Here is a 17,364-nt window from a genome sequence, read left to right as displayed (position 1 = left end):
GTAAATTTAAATCTATATCCTACCTCACCTATCTTAGACGTCTCATTTTCGGCGGGCATGGCAAGTGCCATACCCGCCGAAAATGTATTATATTTCACTGTCAGTCATAACTTTATTAGGAGCTAACAAGAAACCGGCTCAGGGATATCTGAACCGGTTCTCCTATGCTTACCAACCTTGCTTCTTAACAAACGCTTTTATCTCCTTCACGCTGATCTTATGGCAGCCTACCCTTATATAATCTTTATTAATCTCTTCAACCTCATACTTGTCCATCAGGGTCATGTTACAATTAGTACATCCCCCGTTATTGATTGTCTCAATAATAAACGTATAGAATCTTCTGGCAATGGCTTCCGGAATTTCGACACGTTGAGAAGTCTGCACCCGTCTGCTCTTCGAGTCAAAGCGAAGATAATCGAAGCCGATACGTGTCTTGATATAAGCAGTTTTGAAGGCTCGCCAATCCTTTAGCTGTACCTGATGAATTTTAAAATCCCGCTTGTATCTTTTTTCTTCTTCCGCTTTCCTGAAGGCAGCTTCTTTTTCTATGATGGCCGAGTATGCGTCTAAATTTTGAATAGCACCTGCCTCGATTAAATTTGCAGGTAACGTCAACCCGTAAAATTCTGCATACTGCTCAGCATCATTGAATACGCCTCTGATCTGTGAAATATATCTTTCCGGCTTTCTTGCCCTTTGCAGATTCTCAGCTATCCCCTTTATATCTTCATACCATTTTTCAAAAAGTTGATCCTTATCCATCCCACCCTGCGGCACACGTAATTGTTTGAGGTGATTAGATGCACTTAAAACAATATTAACCTGCCCGTTTGTAGTATTGCTGTTTTTTTCGCGGGTGATAACTACCGCGTGTTGCCCACTGTCATTCCACGTATGATAACCGATAAGAAAATGTGAGCCATACGACCAGATGCGGTCGCTTTCAAAGTAAAAGTTCCCTGAAGCTGTGCGTGCATCGCTCTGAGAGCGATTTGCCCAAAGGTGGGCAACGGTGTGTTTGTCAACTACTCTTTTCATCCTGTTCTGCCTTAAGTGTTTAGAAATCATTTCGGCAAAAGCCTCAATTGGCCTTTGATAGAGGCAGAATATTTGCGCGTGGGGCAAGGGAACAATGCTGACCTAAAAAATACTACCCGCGCGGAGCAAGGTGTGGAGATTTTTTAAAGGTCACTTGCATGGCATTGAAAGCTGAGGAGGTATAATTTCGCCTCAGGCAAAGGTCAAATGAAAGCATAGGTTAAAGACAAAAATGCCATTGTACAAAAAGGCTCTACCAATTGTTTACAAGGGGAAAAAGAGAACTGCATCCCGGTTTTGGTACCGGGCGCAGCACCCGTAGGGCTGGGTTGGCTTTTTACCCGGTACCCGACATTAAGAATCATATTTAATCAGGCACTAAAAATATTACCACCTTACACCGTGATCTATCATTGATATAAAATATTTATTATACTTGTATGCTGTGACTAAATAATAGCCGAGTAACTTATCACAATGCCCTTAGAACACCTACATGATGCAGTCGCAGAAGTTTTGCATCTGAACAACCGTCCGACAACCGTAACAGAAATCGCCGCCCAAATCGCTGAACATGACTTATGGCGCCGTCCATCCGACAATGCGCATCCACAAAGCAGACAGATATACGCCCGTTTGAACCACCATCGTGATAAGTTTTCCTGGGAGAACGGTGTAGTAACATTGCTTGGACAACAAGAATCAGGCGACCGTATGTTCCGTCTTACATGGAATACCAACGATTGGCAGACACCGGTTAAACACAAATGGCGGGCAGCCAACCAGGGCAACAGCAATATTGCGTTTGAAAACCAGTACGGGTTTGGCGGCGAAGAATGGCTGTTTAATACAAGATACCAACAGGATGGTTTTCAATACGGCTACATACGAGGAGCAAATGAATTGCACCCAGGCGGCGCACCAATCAGCACAGCTTATTTGTTTACCATCCAGCAGGAAACGGGTGAGCGATACCTGGTGGGCCGTATCAGAAACCTTGAAATTATCGGAGAAAGTACACGCAGTTATAAAATAGCTGAAAAGCTGTTCAATAAATACAAGGAAAATTTTCTCGAAGAAATCGATATCGCAGAGGGCGACCGGCAAGGTATAGAGACAGAGGGATTTATTCCAAATGTACGGTTCAAGTTCACGGGGGATGAGCTTTTCGAAAAACCGGTATTGGTGCCCGGATTGAACGGACGGAGATACAACCGGTTCAAGCCCTACTATGTCGATGCTGCATTACTTGCAATACTGAACGGCCATTTGCCTAAAGGCGGCTTTGTTTTCAATCCGGGCGTTGCCAGGAACAGTACCGGTTTCGAGCGGCATACCACAGCATCGGGCGTAGCTGTTAAACGCCATCATTCAACAATCACCAATGCGCTCAAAAAATTTCTGCAGCCGGACTTTACGGAGGCAAAAGGAAATTTGTCCATCGAGAAAACGAGCTTTGGCGTCAATACTGCCGACATCGTCCTGTTACATAAGAAAAATGAAATCTCCATCATCGAAGTAAAGACCTCAGGTATTGCCCGAAAAAATGTACGCGAAGCCATAGGCCAGTTGATTGATTATGCCTATTGGTTTGATGACATCATCGTTCATTCCCTGATCATTGTTTCACCTACCCCCCTTTCGTCGAATGAACGCGATCTGATCAGGCGGTTTCAATCACACTTCAAACTTAAGCTCGAATATTGGCAGTACCTGGAAAATATAACCGGGGGGCAGCCATCATTTACTAAGCATCTTTCATGAATCCACATCTCAATATTTTCAATAATTACCGTGAAGATTATAGTACGCCCCTGGAGAATAATTTAACGAGGGCATTTATCATCACACTCCACCACGAACCTAATCTTTTACGTGATTTCATGTACCTGATCAGCGGAGAAATGTCATGGGATAAGGTATCCGTATCGATTCAGGATAAGAATATCGATATCAGCGGATTCGAACGGGTTATCGGCCTTGCTTTGACTTCGAAAGAGATCGACGACCTGACAATAGCCGCTATCGGCGCTTACGGCTCGGCTACGCCCATTCCGGATTTCCTGATTTACAATACCCGTGTACTGATCGTAGGGGAAGTAAAAAAACATAGCGAAAACCCGGTGGCGCAGCTTAAAAACCAATTGAATTACCTCATCGAACAGCGGTCAGAGAAAGGAAAAGAAGTAGACATCAATTACAAAGCGTTGAGTTGGACTATGATACTTAGTAAGCTGATTATCCCACATATCAACTACCATAAGAAGTCAGCGATGCAACCGGTCTGGGCAAATAATTTCAAGGACTATATTGCGACCCATTACACGGACTGGCTCCCGGTCCCTACATTGGATAAGGTCGATTTTTCTACAGACGAGGATTCGGTAACCAAACAGCTAATTGAAAAAAGGCTTCACACAATACAGGGCTTTACCCGATTCGGGACACCAAATTATTGGGTTGGCGGGAGGATTACGATGCCTATCGACTTTGGCTGGGCCACAGAAGCATTGGTGCAGCTTACCAAACACCATAACAGAAATGCAATCCAGATAACAATCTGGCCTGCCGATACCAAGGCACAGGGTTACAGAATCTTCTATAAAGGAATGGATTGGGTTAACGCCACTTCTTTAACCACGTCAGATGGCTTATACGAATTGGATATCTATCCCTACGTCAAGTTCTCCCATGTTATGGGAAAATGGATAGGTGCAATCAACTTCAACGACGAGTTCCAGGACAGGGGAAAACAGTTTCATACGCGGAAGAATTTCGAAAAATTCTGCAAAAGCTGGGACCGTGGTGACTGGCCCGAGCTGGAACAAAAGTTTGACAATGAATTTTCAGAGGAGTTCGATTGGCGCGCAGAATCCGGGTGGGACCCTGAGTTCAGGCATTCCGGGCGCAATTTTGTTTTTATATCCATGGGATTTGAATGCAATATCTTCATACCCTTTGAGCAGTTACAGGCGGCTGAAAAGTCCGATCCTTCAGGTAATACCGCCGCCGCTCTCCTGCAAAATACCATAGAGTCTTTTCAAACCCTGGTTAATCAAACATAAACCAAACAAAGAATGCCTCCGGTTAACCGATACCACACAATAAACAAAGTAATAACAGCTTCTATTTGAGTGAATCCCAAACAAAAAATGAGCGCTAATTTATAGCAATTCCTTTTTTCTGACGTTCCGGTATGCCAATAACAAGAACCAGAAGGGATTCGGATTGGCAGGTGAAGCCTGGTCAGGCATATCGTTGCGCATCGACATTCGATTATAGCTCAAATAATTGTAATCGAAAGTAAAGTTCCGGTGAACCTCAAAAAACACACGGATGGTTGCCCCGTTTTCATTTTGCAAAACCTCGGAAAACTCCTTATCCTTTTCGTACCTATGCCTGCCAAATATCTTTTTGGATGGCAAAATGAAGGGTAGCGAATATTGGATGACGTAATGAGCTTCAGTGTCGCTTTCATCCTTTTGCGTATCACTCAATTCGGTGTAGTTAGCGTCATACGTCTCCGATAGGACAGTTAAAGCGTCCTCCAGGTCGGCTGGGCTGGCAAAAAAGCGTTCGGCATTACAGAGGAATACCAACAGCGGATGGTAGATTATATGTGTTCGGTTATTGTCGACCGTAATCTTTTTATTGGGCAATGTAAAATAGCGGAAACGCTGAAAATTTCTAATCTGTATGAGATTTTTATCGATAAGTCTTTCAAAGATGTAAGACATGAAGTCAAAGAAGCCATCACGTGACGAAAGACTATACTTTTCTGTGAACTCCTTGGCGAGTTTTCCGTCACTATACTCCCTAAGGGCCTGCTTATCATGAAAAATATTCTTCAAAGAGTCTTTGAGGTACTGTTTCATGTTGAAACGAAAAATCCCCGATGAATAGAATTTGTCGATATAGCCATTGAATTCAGCACTTATCCCATAACGATGGCTGAACATTTGCCTGACATTATTCACGTCGCAAACGAATATGATCTTATCAAATCCAAACTTGTTGGTATCCGTCAGTTCGTCATAATGGGCCGAAAAAATATTAAACAACCTGAATACGTGCTCCGGGTCGAGGCGATCAAGGTCATCGATCAGTAAGACACTCTTCACCTCTTTACCCATTACGGTTTTACTCTTTGCCTCGACAACTCTCTCCAGCATCGATGTGATCAGATCCGTGATCTCATCAGATTCATGAATATGCCCGCTTTTTCGTTTAAAAGTCCCGACAAAATGATTCAGTTGTTTCAATTCGTCCGGCGAAACGGCCGCCCGGTAATCTTTAAACTCACCGGCGATCTTTCCCAGGTCGTCAAGAATATCCGTCCCGCTGACCGGCTCCCCCGGAGACAAAGCTTCTTTTGCTTTCAGCATAAGCTTCAAAGGTGTGCTTAGCTTCAACTGGTGCATCCAAAACATCTGGCTGATCAGCAACATAGAATACTGTTCGCTGTTAAGCCTGACATCCTTACCATAAGACCTCAGCAGTTCATAGATCAAATCATACTTGATCAGTTCAAAAACATCCTGGTTACCTGCAATCGAATAATGTACCGGATATAGCTTAAGGACTACAAATTCCTCCCGAGATTCGAAATAGTTTTTGATGAATGTTGATTTTCCAGCGCCAAAGGGACCTGAAAACAAGATACGGTCGTTGAAGCTTTCGTTGATATGGGTATCAAAAAGTCCGGTAAGCGTCGGGGTCGGAATATATTGTATTTCTGGTTTATTCATATTGTCATTATCTATGTTAAATATTCTCAAAATAATCAGTGGATTTAACGCTTAGTCATCCTCCTCACCCCCGATCGCCGGCGCGGGCTTGAGCACCGTTTTGAATTCGAATGAGACCAATCCATAAAATTCCTGTAGTGCGAGCCGGTCGAAAAATTCCAGGAACTCCGTTTTTACAGCCGGGACCAGCATTTCATTATCCGCTACGATGTTTCTGAATTCCGCGGGACTATCAAACAATTGCCATAATTCAGGGTGAATACCGCAGTCAGATCTGTTACGCAAATCAGCATTGATAGCCGTCTTAAGAAATTCTGTGGGGTCATTTTTTTTGAGCGCTTCTTTTACGATCGGAATAAGAGGCGTTTCAAACAGGAAGCGATCGGGTCCTGCTGGCGTTCTTTCCGGCACCGGCGGCGATATCCGTTGCCGGATGCCCCAAAGCATCCACACCCCTTCTTTAGTCATGCCCCTGGTCTCGAAATATTTTTGAATGTATTTCATTTGCAGGCGAGTGAGGGTTTCTGCCGCAATGCCCGTAACTTTCCCCTCTCTTTTGAGAAGATGGATAACTTCGGCAGGAAAAACATAGGGTACTTCCGCCGCCTCAAACTCAGTGGTCAGGAACCCCGCAAAACCATTGGTAATGTTCTTGTAATACTTGTTATCAATGCTGCCATTGTAGTTGTAGATGAGGTCAGTGAATGCACCATAATCAAAACTTCTTTTATCTTTCTGCCTGACGTAGCTCGCTCCCAAATAAAACAGCGAACGGATTTTTAGCTCAAATGCCTGGCGATTGCCTGTCTTTTGCTGAAAGAGCCTGCCGGACAACTGGCTCAGCAGATCTTCGTCTGCGCATTCTGCTATTAAACTCTTCAATGCATCGGCACCTGATGCCCAGGCCATCCGGAAACGCTCCTCTGAAAGATCGTTAACAGCAAGCCTGTACCGGAAATAGCGATCAAAGCATGCCGGGTAAATAATCGCATTTTTGGAATCAACAAAGCGGTTGAACCTAAAGAACATATGTTTCAGCAGGGCCGTTATCAGGGAGATCTCATCCTCACCGAACATTTTTTCTTCAGTCAGGGTACGGCTGATCAGCGGCAGGTCCTCTTTGTCTTCCCTGTAGGTCTTTAACTCATAAAATTCCTCATGCTGAGATCTCCTCGGTACAGCGCGAACGAAGTCTTCTCTGCGCTCAAATAACCTGTCATAAATATCCGGGAACCTGAATTCAAGCAATTCAAGGACAAAAAGACTTTCAAACAAGACCTCCGTTCCCACGAAATGATAGGCCAGTTTGAATGTATTAACAAACTTCAACACATCGCGCGATTGCCGGAAGATTTGCCGGAAGTTAAATTCATAAGGGTCGGTGAATCCCGTCTGAACGATGTGTTCCTGATAAGCCTTCATATCATTTTCGTTTACGAAAGTCCCCAGGTGATTCTCAAGGATACGGAGGAGATCATCTTCTTCCCTTTTGGGCAAAGGAATTTCCAGCTGAAATATCTTGTCGAGGAAGCTGCTCCGCACCTGAGCGTTCATTGACTTCACCGCTTCTTCGATGTACCTCCGGTCATAGGCCACCAGGTAAAAAACATTATTGAAGCTGGCTGTATTCCTTATCAGCCGAAGCACCTCCATCACTTCCTCGTGGTACAAACGGTCAAGGTCATCAATGACGATAATAATTTTTTTTCCGGAGTCGAACAAAAGCTTGCTGATCAGATCAAAATCATCATTGTGGCTATAACTTTGAAAAAGGCTTTTGGCAAAACTAACCTGACGCACGAATTTGTCGTACGAGCTGTCCACCCTGCTCAGTTTTCTTGAATAATCCAAGACCATGGCTGAAATCTTCGGGTTGAGTGCGTACAATCTCCTGGCAAGAACATCGAAAAAATCCTTATGGATATTTCCCGCTCCTTCCGAACTCCATGGATTAAAATCAATCACCTCAGTCTTGCCTGCATCCAAATGACATTTTATTAAATTAAGGAAGGAAGTCTTACCGCTGCCGTATTCTCCAAGGATACCTATGGCAAACGAGCGGGTATTATTGGTATAGATGATTTTCCTGGCAATCTCGCCCGCCATTACGTTGCGACCGAAGAAATCATGCTCTTTCGATTGGATCGGTAAATCTTCATTAAAACCTTCAACGGAGTTCACTGTGCTGGGGCCTGGCATCCTTCGAAAAAAGCTGGTGGCAGCAGGAATGATAAGTCCCAGTGCAACCACATCCCAGTCCCGTATCGCTGGGAAAAAGCTCACTCTGAAATAGATCCAGCTATGTTGACTTAGCTGCAAAGCATAAAATACAAGAACAATCAGTGCCAGGTTCCTCAGCAGTATTTTGTCCCCGAATAATGTTAGCCATGTAGCTGCCGTTCCCATTAAGGCTATCAGAATAAGTTCGTTAAAAACATTGCTTTCGAATCCGGAGAGCAAAGGTGTAACCAGGAATCCTGTGAGCCAGCCATTGATTGGCCGGATGAAGAAAAGTAAGAATGCCGTAAAACAAAAAACAAGAAGGATCCGCGATAAATTAGTCTTTAAAAAAGTTTTAGATAACATCTACAGTGGTTTAGTACTATCCCGATTTATAATTAAAAAGGGATATTCCGTTCAATTCTTTATTTGTGAATGATATTTCAACGTATCGGCGTGGTGCGTTGGATGCACAGACAGGAGCTCAGGCCACATAGCACCTAATATTTAAACCCCCGTTAATATTGCGGGCGTATTGTAGAATCTTTTTAAAGATGACCAGTGAAATCTATAGGCACTCATTGAAATGAAATATGGTTTTAGGATTTAAATGTAAGCAAACATATTATCTAATATTATAGTTATTCATAAAAATAATAGAAATATGGTACAGGTACGCTATTGTTTGATTTTCTTACCAATGATTTCGCGTCAAGAACCAATTCGAATTCATTTTTAATGGATGTTTCTTTAACTTTAGGGAGATAACTTATGTCAGACCAGAAGATATATCTCACCATGCTCCGGATGCTGAAGGATGGCTACCAGGGGAACAACGGCGAACAGGAACTATATCTTCTGGAAGAACTTCGCCGGACAGATGACATTGACGAATTCAAGGCCATCGCGGGTGTTATTGGTGCTACCGGCGGATTATTTTGTATCCCAACGCTGATGGCGTTTTCGGTTGAACAAGGATCTCCTAAAGTTATGCCCGCCATTTTTGCGATAACCGACATTCACAGCAGGGTAGAAAAGACTGACGCTCCGGAAATACACAATCTTTTTACCCCGGCATGGTGGCAGCCAAGATGGAAAGGCAGCTTCCCGGCCTTTATCAGCTATGTATTTTGTATAACCGAAATGATAAGATCGGTACCCGAACACCGCCACGAAACTGTTGACACAATTGGAGAGCAACTGGTCAAAGAATTTGCTTTGAATCTATTTCCCTTTGAGACATTCCGCGAACTCAGGCTCAGCACACCCGGATGCGATTCAGAGTCTGACATCAGGAAATTAGTATCAGAAGTTGATGGTGACATGCTTATGATATCTATGTTTAAAGAACACAATATCCATAAAAGCAAAGAAACGCTCTATGAAGAAAATATACTCAATATGCGGTGCGACTACCTGTTGACCAGGTTGAACTTCAAATTGGAATATCAATTATTCCGTTACCTCCTGAAAACAGCAGAAATTTTAAATGCTCCTGAACAACATTAAAATTCCAGATTATAACCGCCCGTTTAAGCAACCCAATTGAAAGCCAAACACAATAAAATACTACGGCTGTATTCAGCTAAAACGAGACTGGCGAATGCGGGTATTGTTTTAGCTGAATTCAGGCAACCGAACACGCCGGGAGCCTGTTGCGGATGAAAGGAGCATTGGCTTCCGGCCGGAATTTTTCAGGCCGGTTCGTATACGGCGATCTCGCAATCCAAGCCACGCAGCGCCTCTACGATCATTGGTTTGACCTTATCCCAATTCAAACCACCATTACCGCAGCCCAATGCCGGCATGGCCAGGCTTGTGATTTTGTTGTCCTGAATGAATGCCCGGAGTTTGGTTAGTCCCATTGTCACGTATTCATATTCCGAAGGGTCGCGCCAATCCTTTTTGGTGGGGAAGTTAATAATGAGGCGTTGCCCCATGAGTAAGGTGCTGTCAGGCACAACAAATAACTCACCCACGCGCACGTTTCCGGCAAGACATGCAGTACGGTACCGCAGGTAATTATCCGGAAAAGCCTTTTTAAAGGCGAGGGCGATGCCCTTGCCCATGGCACCAACTGTATTAACCGTATTGACCAGTGCAAACGCCTCATCAGTCAGCAGGTCTCCTTTTTTATAAGTTATCATTCTTGTCAGTCGAGTTTCTCTGTTTCGTGGTTATCCTGTTGCTGCTCCAACAGCATTAATTTAATATAAATATCTTCCCAGTAAGCCTGTTGCTGACGGTTGTACTCCGCCTTATCCGAGCCGTTCAGCTGATAATGGCGGAAATCGTCAGCCTGTAAAATTGCCAATTGCAGGTCAATAATTTTAATCTTTTTGCCATATAAATCCATTATTTCCATTGCGCTGAGTATTAGGCCACTTTGAGGGGCTGCATCCGGTGGGCTTTGAGGTTATAAAAGAATCCGCGGTCGAACACCATCCCTTCCCGGAACATCCTGTTTAAAATTTCCACACCGGGGTAAGCCAGTGAGGCATTAATGAATAAATCCTGCTCTTCCAATGCAGAAGCCGTAGAACAATTATGTCCCGCATCTTTTTCTTCTCCCGCTTTTAAAAGTTCAGGAAACTCATCTGTTACCATTCGCAAAACGCTTCGGGTTTCATATTTTTCCGATTCAGGTTGTTTGATCTCGCCTATGGTCGACAGGATCACCTGTCCCGAATCACTGCTGTTGCCGAAATCCAGCCAATATCTTGGCTTGTTCCGGGAATAGGAAGCGTATTTGTGTACCATGCCCAGAATAGCAGCAATTTCAAATCGCGCGTTTACCGAATCTACGGCGGTAATGGTGATGGCAGCCATCGCCATTTCGGGAAGCTCTTTGATTAGTAGATTGTCAAACTTTTCGGTCACAGCTTTCCAGTTCAGACCAAACGCCCGGTTGATCCTGTTGATCAGGACGACAGATTTGTGCAGCCCCACTTCTGTATCGTTAAATAGCATGCGCAACCTGTTGTTATGTTCAATGATGTCATCGTCAAACAACCGGACATGCAACCCCGGATGGCCTAACTCATTCAGCATGAAGCTTAGCCTCATCAAACCTGTTAATACGTGGCTTCCGGTTCCGCCCGCGCCGATCAGGTTAACCATAACCGGGTTTAATGGCTGTAATAATTCCTGGTCAACAATATGTACCGGGATTTTTGGGGTAATGGTGGTATTCTTTTTCATTATAGTGTTTTTTGAAGTGTGAGGCCTGTTTTTACCAAATAATTTTCGGGGAACTTTTGTAACGTTCGCCCCTGTTCCTGCCAAAGCTGTACGATATTCACGGAGACCTTACTCCCGCCGTCGATGGTATGGCTGAAATAACTATTGAAAAAGTAACGTTCCCAAAGTGATATAAAATCTTCGAGGCTGGTATCTGGTCCGATGTTAATGCGGACAGAACCCATACAAACGCGTCCGTCAGGGTGCATATTGAAGTAAGGCGCATGGTAAAGCAAGCTTTGCACATGGGGCTTTCGGCAGCCTTTTACGGCAAAAATCTGCAGGCTTTCCCTCCCTGCTTTCCATATCATCGCAGGGATTTTGGCAGGAAGTGAGGGAATGCCGAGCCTTTCAACAAAAAAAAGTTGCCGTTCCATCGGCGGGGTATACCAAACGGCATAGCCATCGTTTTCAGAATTGATGGACAGTACATTTGGCGGGATGATGCCCCTGCATTTCAGGAAAGTATTTTTTGCATCCTGACCGCTGTTTAAAATATCAGCCAAAAGGATAGATTCTTTGGCTGACAGCGGGTGTGCATTAACTGGCCTCCCGTTTTTTGAAATGTCATAACTTTCTACATAAATTTCCTCATTTGTCCCGTAGTGGTTATCTTCTTCAGTCTTGCTTTTAGCATAGATGAGCAGCGCTTTAAAGGGCGTGTAGGTATGGCTGATATTATTCGTGATGTTTGTCGTCATAATCGTAATCTGTTAAAAAATCTATGAATTCAGTGATAAGGGCAAAAAGCCTTGGTTCATAATCAAAAAGAAGAAGCTCCTGTTGCTGCGGAGTGTCGAACCATTGGACGGCGATTGGTTCAATCTGTTCACCGCTTTCGTTCAGGTCATTATTGACCATATCAAAAAATACCTCCCGGAACATATCATTGGCACTCCAGTAAAAGGAAAGATATTGTTCAATGTGGATATTACCTGTTTCATCAAACTCATAATATCCTTTGGGAACACTGTCATAAATAGAACGTGCGGGATAATCGACAGCCATTTTTTCAATTTCCATCGCCAGATTGGCGAAACCTTTATCACAGCAGGAACTACTGAGATAGGCCATGAATACTTTATGGAAAGTATTGACGCGGAACGGCTTTTTAATGATGTCCAGAAACAGGTCTCCGAAATTCTTTATTCTTTCGAGTTCCTGCAATTGTTCATCCCGATATGCCTCTCCTTTTCCCTCATCGTCGTCGTTGATCCAGTCCTCTATCATCGAATAGGTAGATTGCAGGTAACAATAATTTCTGTAATAATCAATCTTGATGACCTGATAGAAGTAGGCGCAAATGTTACACAATAAATTAAAAAGAGGCTTTAATTCCGGTATGCCCATGATTCGCGCAATGGCATTGACCGGAATGTAATAAAGCGTGTAACCCGTATCGAAGCGTTTTGTAGTAGCTAATGTTGCAGGGCGGGAACTGTCCTGCATGATCCGGCAGGTCACTCCCTTTTTTCGTTCAAGTTTTTCCGCAATCTGCTGATGACAAACCATCATGTTTTGCGGAAAAGACAGGCCGGAAACATCCGGCCTGTCCACACCATATAAAGTGCAGATATTTTCTACCGACTGAAAAAAAACTGTCTCCGCTTTGCGCCAGTCCCGGAAGCAAAAGCCGTTGAAAGGTAAAAAGCGGTGTTTCAGAAAACCATATCGGTCAAATCCGTGGGGGCGCTTCTGCGCTGAAGGTTTTGCACCTCCCCTGTTTCGGGGAGCATGTCCAGTTTGTCCGATAGTTTTTTGAATTGCTGATAAAGTTTCCATTGGCTGTTTTTGGGGTTAATGTTTACCTTTCGTTCGATGATGATTGTTTTCATGCTTATCCTTTCGTTCCCATGGTGCTTTCAAAGCGGTACTGTATTTTATCGTTTTTGATCTCAGGCCCGGTAACGCGGGCGTTGGTGAGTATGGGATATGTGGGTGCGTAAAAGTTCAGCACCGCTTCGGGGCTGAAATTGTCGTTTGGGTCGGACAATTGAATTTCCTGCCCGTTTTCCTTATGTATAAAAATTCTTGGTAATAGCGTAGTACGTAACATATCGAATGAGTTGAGTTTAAAATAAAAGGTTCTTTTTCTGTTCCTGCTTGCGTTCCAGTTCTGCTTTTCGCTTGATGATCTCTGCTTCCCGGTCGGGATATTCCGCAACAGTTGGCAGGATTTCGAGCGCTTCGTCGTATTTGCAGAGGCTTTCGAGTTCGACGATCTTCCGGAGCAGGTCAGTATAGGCCTTGCGCTTTTCAGCGTTATCCGCATCCGCTTGCCCCGCCCCGCCCGAAGTACCATCAGTTTTGGCTTTCGGTGACTTACTTTTATTGTCCTGCACCATTTTCGATTGTTCTTTAGCCTTGGCGAGCCCTTTCAGGTAATCATCCATATTGTGCAGTAGGCCTGAGGTTTGCCTGACCGGGGCTTCGAGCATGCCGAAATAACCATCGTCAAACTCCTGTGCCGTGCCATTTAACACAAAGGGTTTGATGAATTTGGAAGCTGCATCCCCGGTTGCAGTAATAGTGAAATGAGTGGATACGGTGAACCCGCCCTTATCATCGGTCTGGACTACGATGTTCCAAATGCCGGGAACATTGATATCGGCGATATTTTGAAAAAAGTTCGTTTTCATGTGATGGAGTTTTAAATGTTATAGAGTTTTTCGAGATGATTGGCAGACTTGCCGTCAGCTGTAAACAGGAAATCGTTGTTTAAGAAGCTTTCTTCGACGGCAGCATCGCTGCACAGGTAATCGTATTGATTTTCAAGGCTGTTAAAAAGGTGATTGTTCAGCACTTCGCCGACGCTTCGCAGCCATTCTTCTAATTTTTGGAGTTCATCAAAGGTATTGGGGTGCTCTTTACCATTTCCATCAATGACATAGATGCCGAGGTCAACGACGATACCGAACTGCTTTTTCCGGCAGATGATCTGCGGTTCGTCGGGCAACAGGCCTTTAGCAACAAGGTTCATCACCCGATGGTCTATAGCTGCGGGCATCAGGTTAAATTCCTGCTTTGGCGCATAAGTTTTCCATGACTGCTCTTTAATGGCCAACTGCAAACGGGCTATATCAACTATAGCTGAAAAGCAGCTGCCGTCCCCCTGGCAATAAAAGCCACGGAAATTGATGGTTTCTTTCAGCACCCGGATACCCATGTACCCGCAGAGGTTCACAAAATCCTCCAGTTCGCCGTCCCACCATTCGAACCCGAAATTCAGTTCCCGGTTGCTGATCAGCGCCTTTGGTTTAGCTTCCCTGTCAAGTTCAGGGAAGCTGTATAAATTCAATGTGATTGTTTTCATGATTCGTTATTTTCGTCTGCCGGAGGCACAGCGGGGATTGAAGTGATTTCGTCGTTTTTGATACTGATCAGGGCGGGGTTGGCAAAGATGGAATCGAAGATTTCTTTGATTTCCCCGTCAGTAAGGTTCCGGGCGTAAACGGTTTCCCGGTACACCCCGGTGACATCAACGATACCGTCAGACTGGAGCGCCATAGCGACAGGCACGCCTCCAACCCCGGCATCCACCCATAGGCTCAGCCAAAGGTCATTGGCGTATTGCATACCTATAATCAGCGTATCATGTCCGGTCAGTCCGCCGTCCTCCCAATGTTGGTTGATACGTTCATCTTTAAACCATACCCTTGCAACCCGGTTATATTTAAAGGCGACAGATTCCGCCATTTCCTTTGCGAACAGCAAGGGGGACATAGCACCGTGAATGACACCTTTTCGTTGGCTAAGCAGGCTCTGAACTGAAAATTGAATTGGTTCGTTCATGGCTTCGGGATTAAAAAGGTAAATCATCATCGTCAGTACCCGATCCGGCAGCAGCGTTTGCCTTTTCAGGCTTGCCTGTTTCCTGTGTTGCTTTGGCAGCAACCGAAAACAGCTTGATGTTATCGCAGGTGCAAACCAACCTGCCATTGGCTTCACCCGCATTGGTCTTATAAGCCTGTGCTTCGACCCATCCTGAAATTTCAACTACCGCACCTTTGGCGAGGTACTCGGCGATACCCGTATTACGCCAGTAGGCGCAGTTAACAAATGCTGACTTTTCCTTTTTATCACCGTCTTTATTCGTCCATCTCTGGTTGATGGCCACAGTGAAATTAACTACCTGTTTGTCCCCTTTTACCGCTGTTACTTCTGCATTTGCGGTGATTCTTCCTGTGAATAGCATACTTTTAAATGTTTAAATGATGAATAATTATTTGTTTGCTCTTCTTTTGTCGCCCTGTCCTGGTGGATTATTTTTAAAAGAAAAAGGGAAAAAAGAAAGCAATAGGAAGTGCCGGAAGAAAGGGCAAAAGGAAACTGAATAATTGGAGGGGACCCTTTGGGGAGGCAGCCGTTTATGCGGTAGTCTTTTGACGAACCCAACGACAGGTCCGGCAGGATATTAGCTGCGCTTTTTACCCGTTTCGACTAAAAATAAAATGATTAAATTAAATATGCCATTGGAGCCGAAGGCGAAGTGTATTGCCGGAAACGTTCAAAATCAGGATGACGAACGGCGGATATTCCCGATTCGGCCAAGGAGGCGTTACGGATAGCAGCGGCATCCCGCATAGCGGATACAGCGAATAGCCGGGCCAGGCTTAACCAGGAAACGCTCTTGCCCCTTAAAAAAAATAAAAAAATCAACTACGCAAATACACTGCGCAGTATCACTTTTTCTTTGCTGTATTAAAAACATCGAAAGGCGAACAATACCATGAGTGAACCGGGCGTAAAATATTTAAATTCACCTTAATAAACCAGTTATCATGAATAGACGGTTGCTACCGGATCGGGAATAGTAGATATTAAAAAGTTATAGCGAAGCCTGATTTTTTCTTCGCCGAATTTACAGCAAAAGGTATTGATCAAACTTCGATACACTACTAATAGCGATTGGTGATCCGAGCATTTCAAATATTAACCTATAAATTTAAAGACATGAATATTCTTGCTGTGCTTAATCCATTATATAAAGATCTGCTTGCCATTGGCTTTGAAGGTTTGATGTCCAATTCTGACTTTACCCGAATGACCAATACGTTAGATCTTACAGATATTTACGCGGAGGCATTTAACGAGGCGCAAAAAGTGAAGGAAGACGATCCGTTTTCCTGGTTGCCCGGTGTTAGCGAAACTGAAAAAGAGATTTTGGGGCTATTCCTCAATAAGCTATTTTGCAAGCCCTTACCGGAATTCTCAGAATTACTGGTTTGCCTGTTAGAGGCGACGATACCTTTGCTAAACTATGTTCCCGATATTTCAGGTATTGTTAAGGATCTTGCCTCAATGGGCATCGGGAACTCATTTCAGGAAAGAATAACCTCTTCCTGGCAACAGCATGCGGGTGATTACTCGAAAAAGACAACTTACTTTTATCATTTAGTAAGGATCAGAGCACGGAATAACAGTGTGAACGAGCAGCATTACCATCTGTTAAGAAAGGACATCATGAAGCATCATTTGCTTCATGAACTTGTCCCGGATTATATCAGTGAAAACCCCCACATGGATGGTTTTTGGCAGTTCATCAAAGGCCAGGGCGGCTACCGGGAAAGGGAGGCGTTCATTGATGCTACCTTTGAACCCTTGTTAACAGCCAGCCAACAGATTTTAAATGTCACCCAGGAACATCTTTTCACTAAAGCTAACCCGCATGTTGATATGGCCTTCATTAATCAGGATTGGCGAAAAGCGCTCAACAGGCTTAAAGATGATCCGGCGGCAGCCATCACGTCTGCAAGATCATTGGTGGAAACCGTTTGCAAGTATATCCTGGATAAAAGTCTGGTGGAGTATGACGACGGGATGGATCTGCCAAATTTATACAGACTGACGGCAAAACAACTTAACCTGTCCCCCGAAGCACATACTGAGCCGATTTTCAGGCAGATCCTATCTGGCTGTGTCTCCATCGTAACCGGGCTGGGTAGTTTGCGGAATAAGCATAGTGATGCACATGGCAAGCGGATCACCAATGTCAAACCATCGGCCAGGCATGCTGAACTGGCAGTAAATATTTCAGGCTCGGTGTGCAGCTTTTTGTTACAGACCTACGAATTCAGGCGAGAAGAAAACATCGTAGACGTTCATTCATGAATCA

The 17,364-nt window shown here is 44.3% G+C and carries 17 protein-coding genes; 4 read left to right on the top strand and 13 right to left on the bottom strand.

Annotation, left to right across the window (positions count from 1 at the left end):
• Positions 1–168 precede the first annotated feature (168 nt).
• Positions 169–1,041 (bottom strand): hypothetical protein, encoded by an 873-nt coding sequence (locus HYN43_RS08265; protein WP_162996382.1) that lies wholly within the window; start codon positions 1,039–1,041, stop codon positions 169–171.
• A gap of 477 nt (positions 1,042–1,518) precedes the next feature.
• Between HYN43_RS08265 and HYN43_RS08260 the strand changes: the two genes are divergently transcribed.
• Positions 1,519–2,805: a hypothetical protein gene (locus HYN43_RS08260; protein ID WP_162996381.1), complete on the top strand. Its 1,287-nt coding sequence runs from the start codon at positions 1,519–1,521 to the stop codon at positions 2,803–2,805.
• Complete coding sequence (locus HYN43_RS08255; protein ID WP_119408990.1) at positions 2,802–4,106, top strand: hypothetical protein; 1,305 nt, start codon at positions 2,802–2,804, stop codon at positions 4,104–4,106. Before HYN43_RS08260 ends, HYN43_RS08255 begins: the two co-directional genes overlap by 4 nt.
• Positions 4,107–4,205: 99 nt before the next feature.
• Here the strand turns inward: HYN43_RS08255 and HYN43_RS08250 are convergent, their stop codons facing one another.
• Entirely contained in the window at positions 4,206–5,789 is a 1,584-nt protein-coding gene (locus tag HYN43_RS08250; protein WP_119408989.1) for a P-loop NTPase fold protein, read from the bottom strand.
• Between the two features lie 51 nt (positions 5,790–5,840).
• Positions 5,841–8,375, bottom strand: a complete 2,535-nt coding sequence (locus HYN43_RS08245; RefSeq protein ID WP_119408988.1) for a KAP family P-loop NTPase fold protein — start codon at positions 8,373–8,375, stop codon at positions 5,841–5,843.
• A 405-nt stretch (positions 8,376–8,780) separates the two neighbouring features.
• On the opposite strand from HYN43_RS08245, the gene HYN43_RS08240 reads away from it, so the two are divergent.
• Positions 8,781–9,518, top strand: a complete 738-nt coding sequence (locus HYN43_RS08240; RefSeq protein ID WP_119408987.1) for a hypothetical protein — start codon at positions 8,781–8,783, stop codon at positions 9,516–9,518.
• A gap of 185 nt (positions 9,519–9,703) precedes the next feature.
• Here the strand turns inward: HYN43_RS08240 and HYN43_RS08235 are convergent, their stop codons facing one another.
• From HYN43_RS08235 to HYN43_RS08190, 10 genes are read right to left on the bottom strand one after another with little or no spacing between them, the layout of a single operon-like run.
• Positions 9,704–10,156: a macro domain-containing protein gene (locus HYN43_RS08235; protein WP_119408986.1), complete on the bottom strand. Its 453-nt coding sequence runs from the start codon at positions 10,154–10,156 to the stop codon at positions 9,704–9,706.
• Positions 10,157–10,161: 5 nt separating this feature from the next.
• Positions 10,162–10,374: a hypothetical protein gene (locus tag HYN43_RS08230; RefSeq protein ID WP_119408985.1), complete on the bottom strand. Its 213-nt coding sequence runs from the start codon at positions 10,372–10,374 to the stop codon at positions 10,162–10,164.
• Positions 10,375–10,385: 11 nt separating this feature from the next.
• On the bottom strand, positions 10,386–11,210 hold the full coding sequence (locus HYN43_RS08225; RefSeq protein ID WP_119408984.1) for a PRTRC system ThiF family protein: 825 nt from the start codon (positions 11,208–11,210) through the stop codon (positions 10,386–10,388).
• Positions 11,210–11,950: a PRTRC system protein B gene (locus HYN43_RS08220; protein ID WP_119408983.1), complete on the bottom strand. Its 741-nt coding sequence runs from the start codon at positions 11,948–11,950 to the stop codon at positions 11,210–11,212. Before HYN43_RS08220 ends, HYN43_RS08225 begins: the two co-directional genes overlap by 1 nt.
• On the bottom strand, positions 11,928–13,031 hold the full coding sequence (locus HYN43_RS08215; protein WP_162996380.1) for a hypothetical protein: 1,104 nt from the start codon (positions 13,029–13,031) through the stop codon (positions 11,928–11,930). Before HYN43_RS08215 ends, HYN43_RS08220 begins: the two co-directional genes overlap by 23 nt.
• Before the next feature lie 55 nt (positions 13,032–13,086).
• Complete coding sequence (locus HYN43_RS08210) at positions 13,087–13,305, bottom strand: PRTRC system protein C (RefSeq protein ID WP_119408981.1); 219 nt, start codon at positions 13,303–13,305, stop codon at positions 13,087–13,089.
• A gap of 16 nt (positions 13,306–13,321) precedes the next feature.
• Positions 13,322–13,888, bottom strand: coding sequence for a hypothetical protein (locus HYN43_RS08205; RefSeq protein ID WP_119408980.1), 567 nt, complete (start codon positions 13,886–13,888; stop codon positions 13,322–13,324).
• 11 nt (positions 13,889–13,899) lie between these two features.
• Positions 13,900–14,562, bottom strand: a complete 663-nt coding sequence (locus HYN43_RS08200) for a hypothetical protein (RefSeq protein ID WP_119408979.1) — start codon at positions 14,560–14,562, stop codon at positions 13,900–13,902.
• Positions 14,559–15,041: a hypothetical protein gene (locus tag HYN43_RS08195; protein WP_119408978.1), complete on the bottom strand. Its 483-nt coding sequence runs from the start codon at positions 15,039–15,041 to the stop codon at positions 14,559–14,561. Before HYN43_RS08195 ends, HYN43_RS08200 begins: the two co-directional genes overlap by 4 nt.
• 10 nt (positions 15,042–15,051) lie before the next feature.
• Positions 15,052–15,444, bottom strand: a complete 393-nt coding sequence (locus HYN43_RS08190; protein WP_119408977.1) for a single-stranded DNA-binding protein — start codon at positions 15,442–15,444, stop codon at positions 15,052–15,054.
• Between the two features lie 758 nt (positions 15,445–16,202).
• Here HYN43_RS08190 and HYN43_RS08185 point away from each other — a divergent pair.
• Complete coding sequence (locus HYN43_RS08185; protein ID WP_119408976.1) at positions 16,203–17,360, top strand: abortive infection family protein; 1,158 nt, start codon at positions 16,203–16,205, stop codon at positions 17,358–17,360.
• Positions 17,361–17,364 lie beyond the last annotated feature (4 nt).

It is taken from the genome of Mucilaginibacter celer (assembly GCF_003576455.2).
Taxonomy (GTDB): domain Bacteria; phylum Bacteroidota; class Bacteroidia; order Sphingobacteriales; family Sphingobacteriaceae; genus Mucilaginibacter; species Mucilaginibacter celer.
This window is presented reverse-complemented; position numbering and strand designations above follow the sequence as displayed.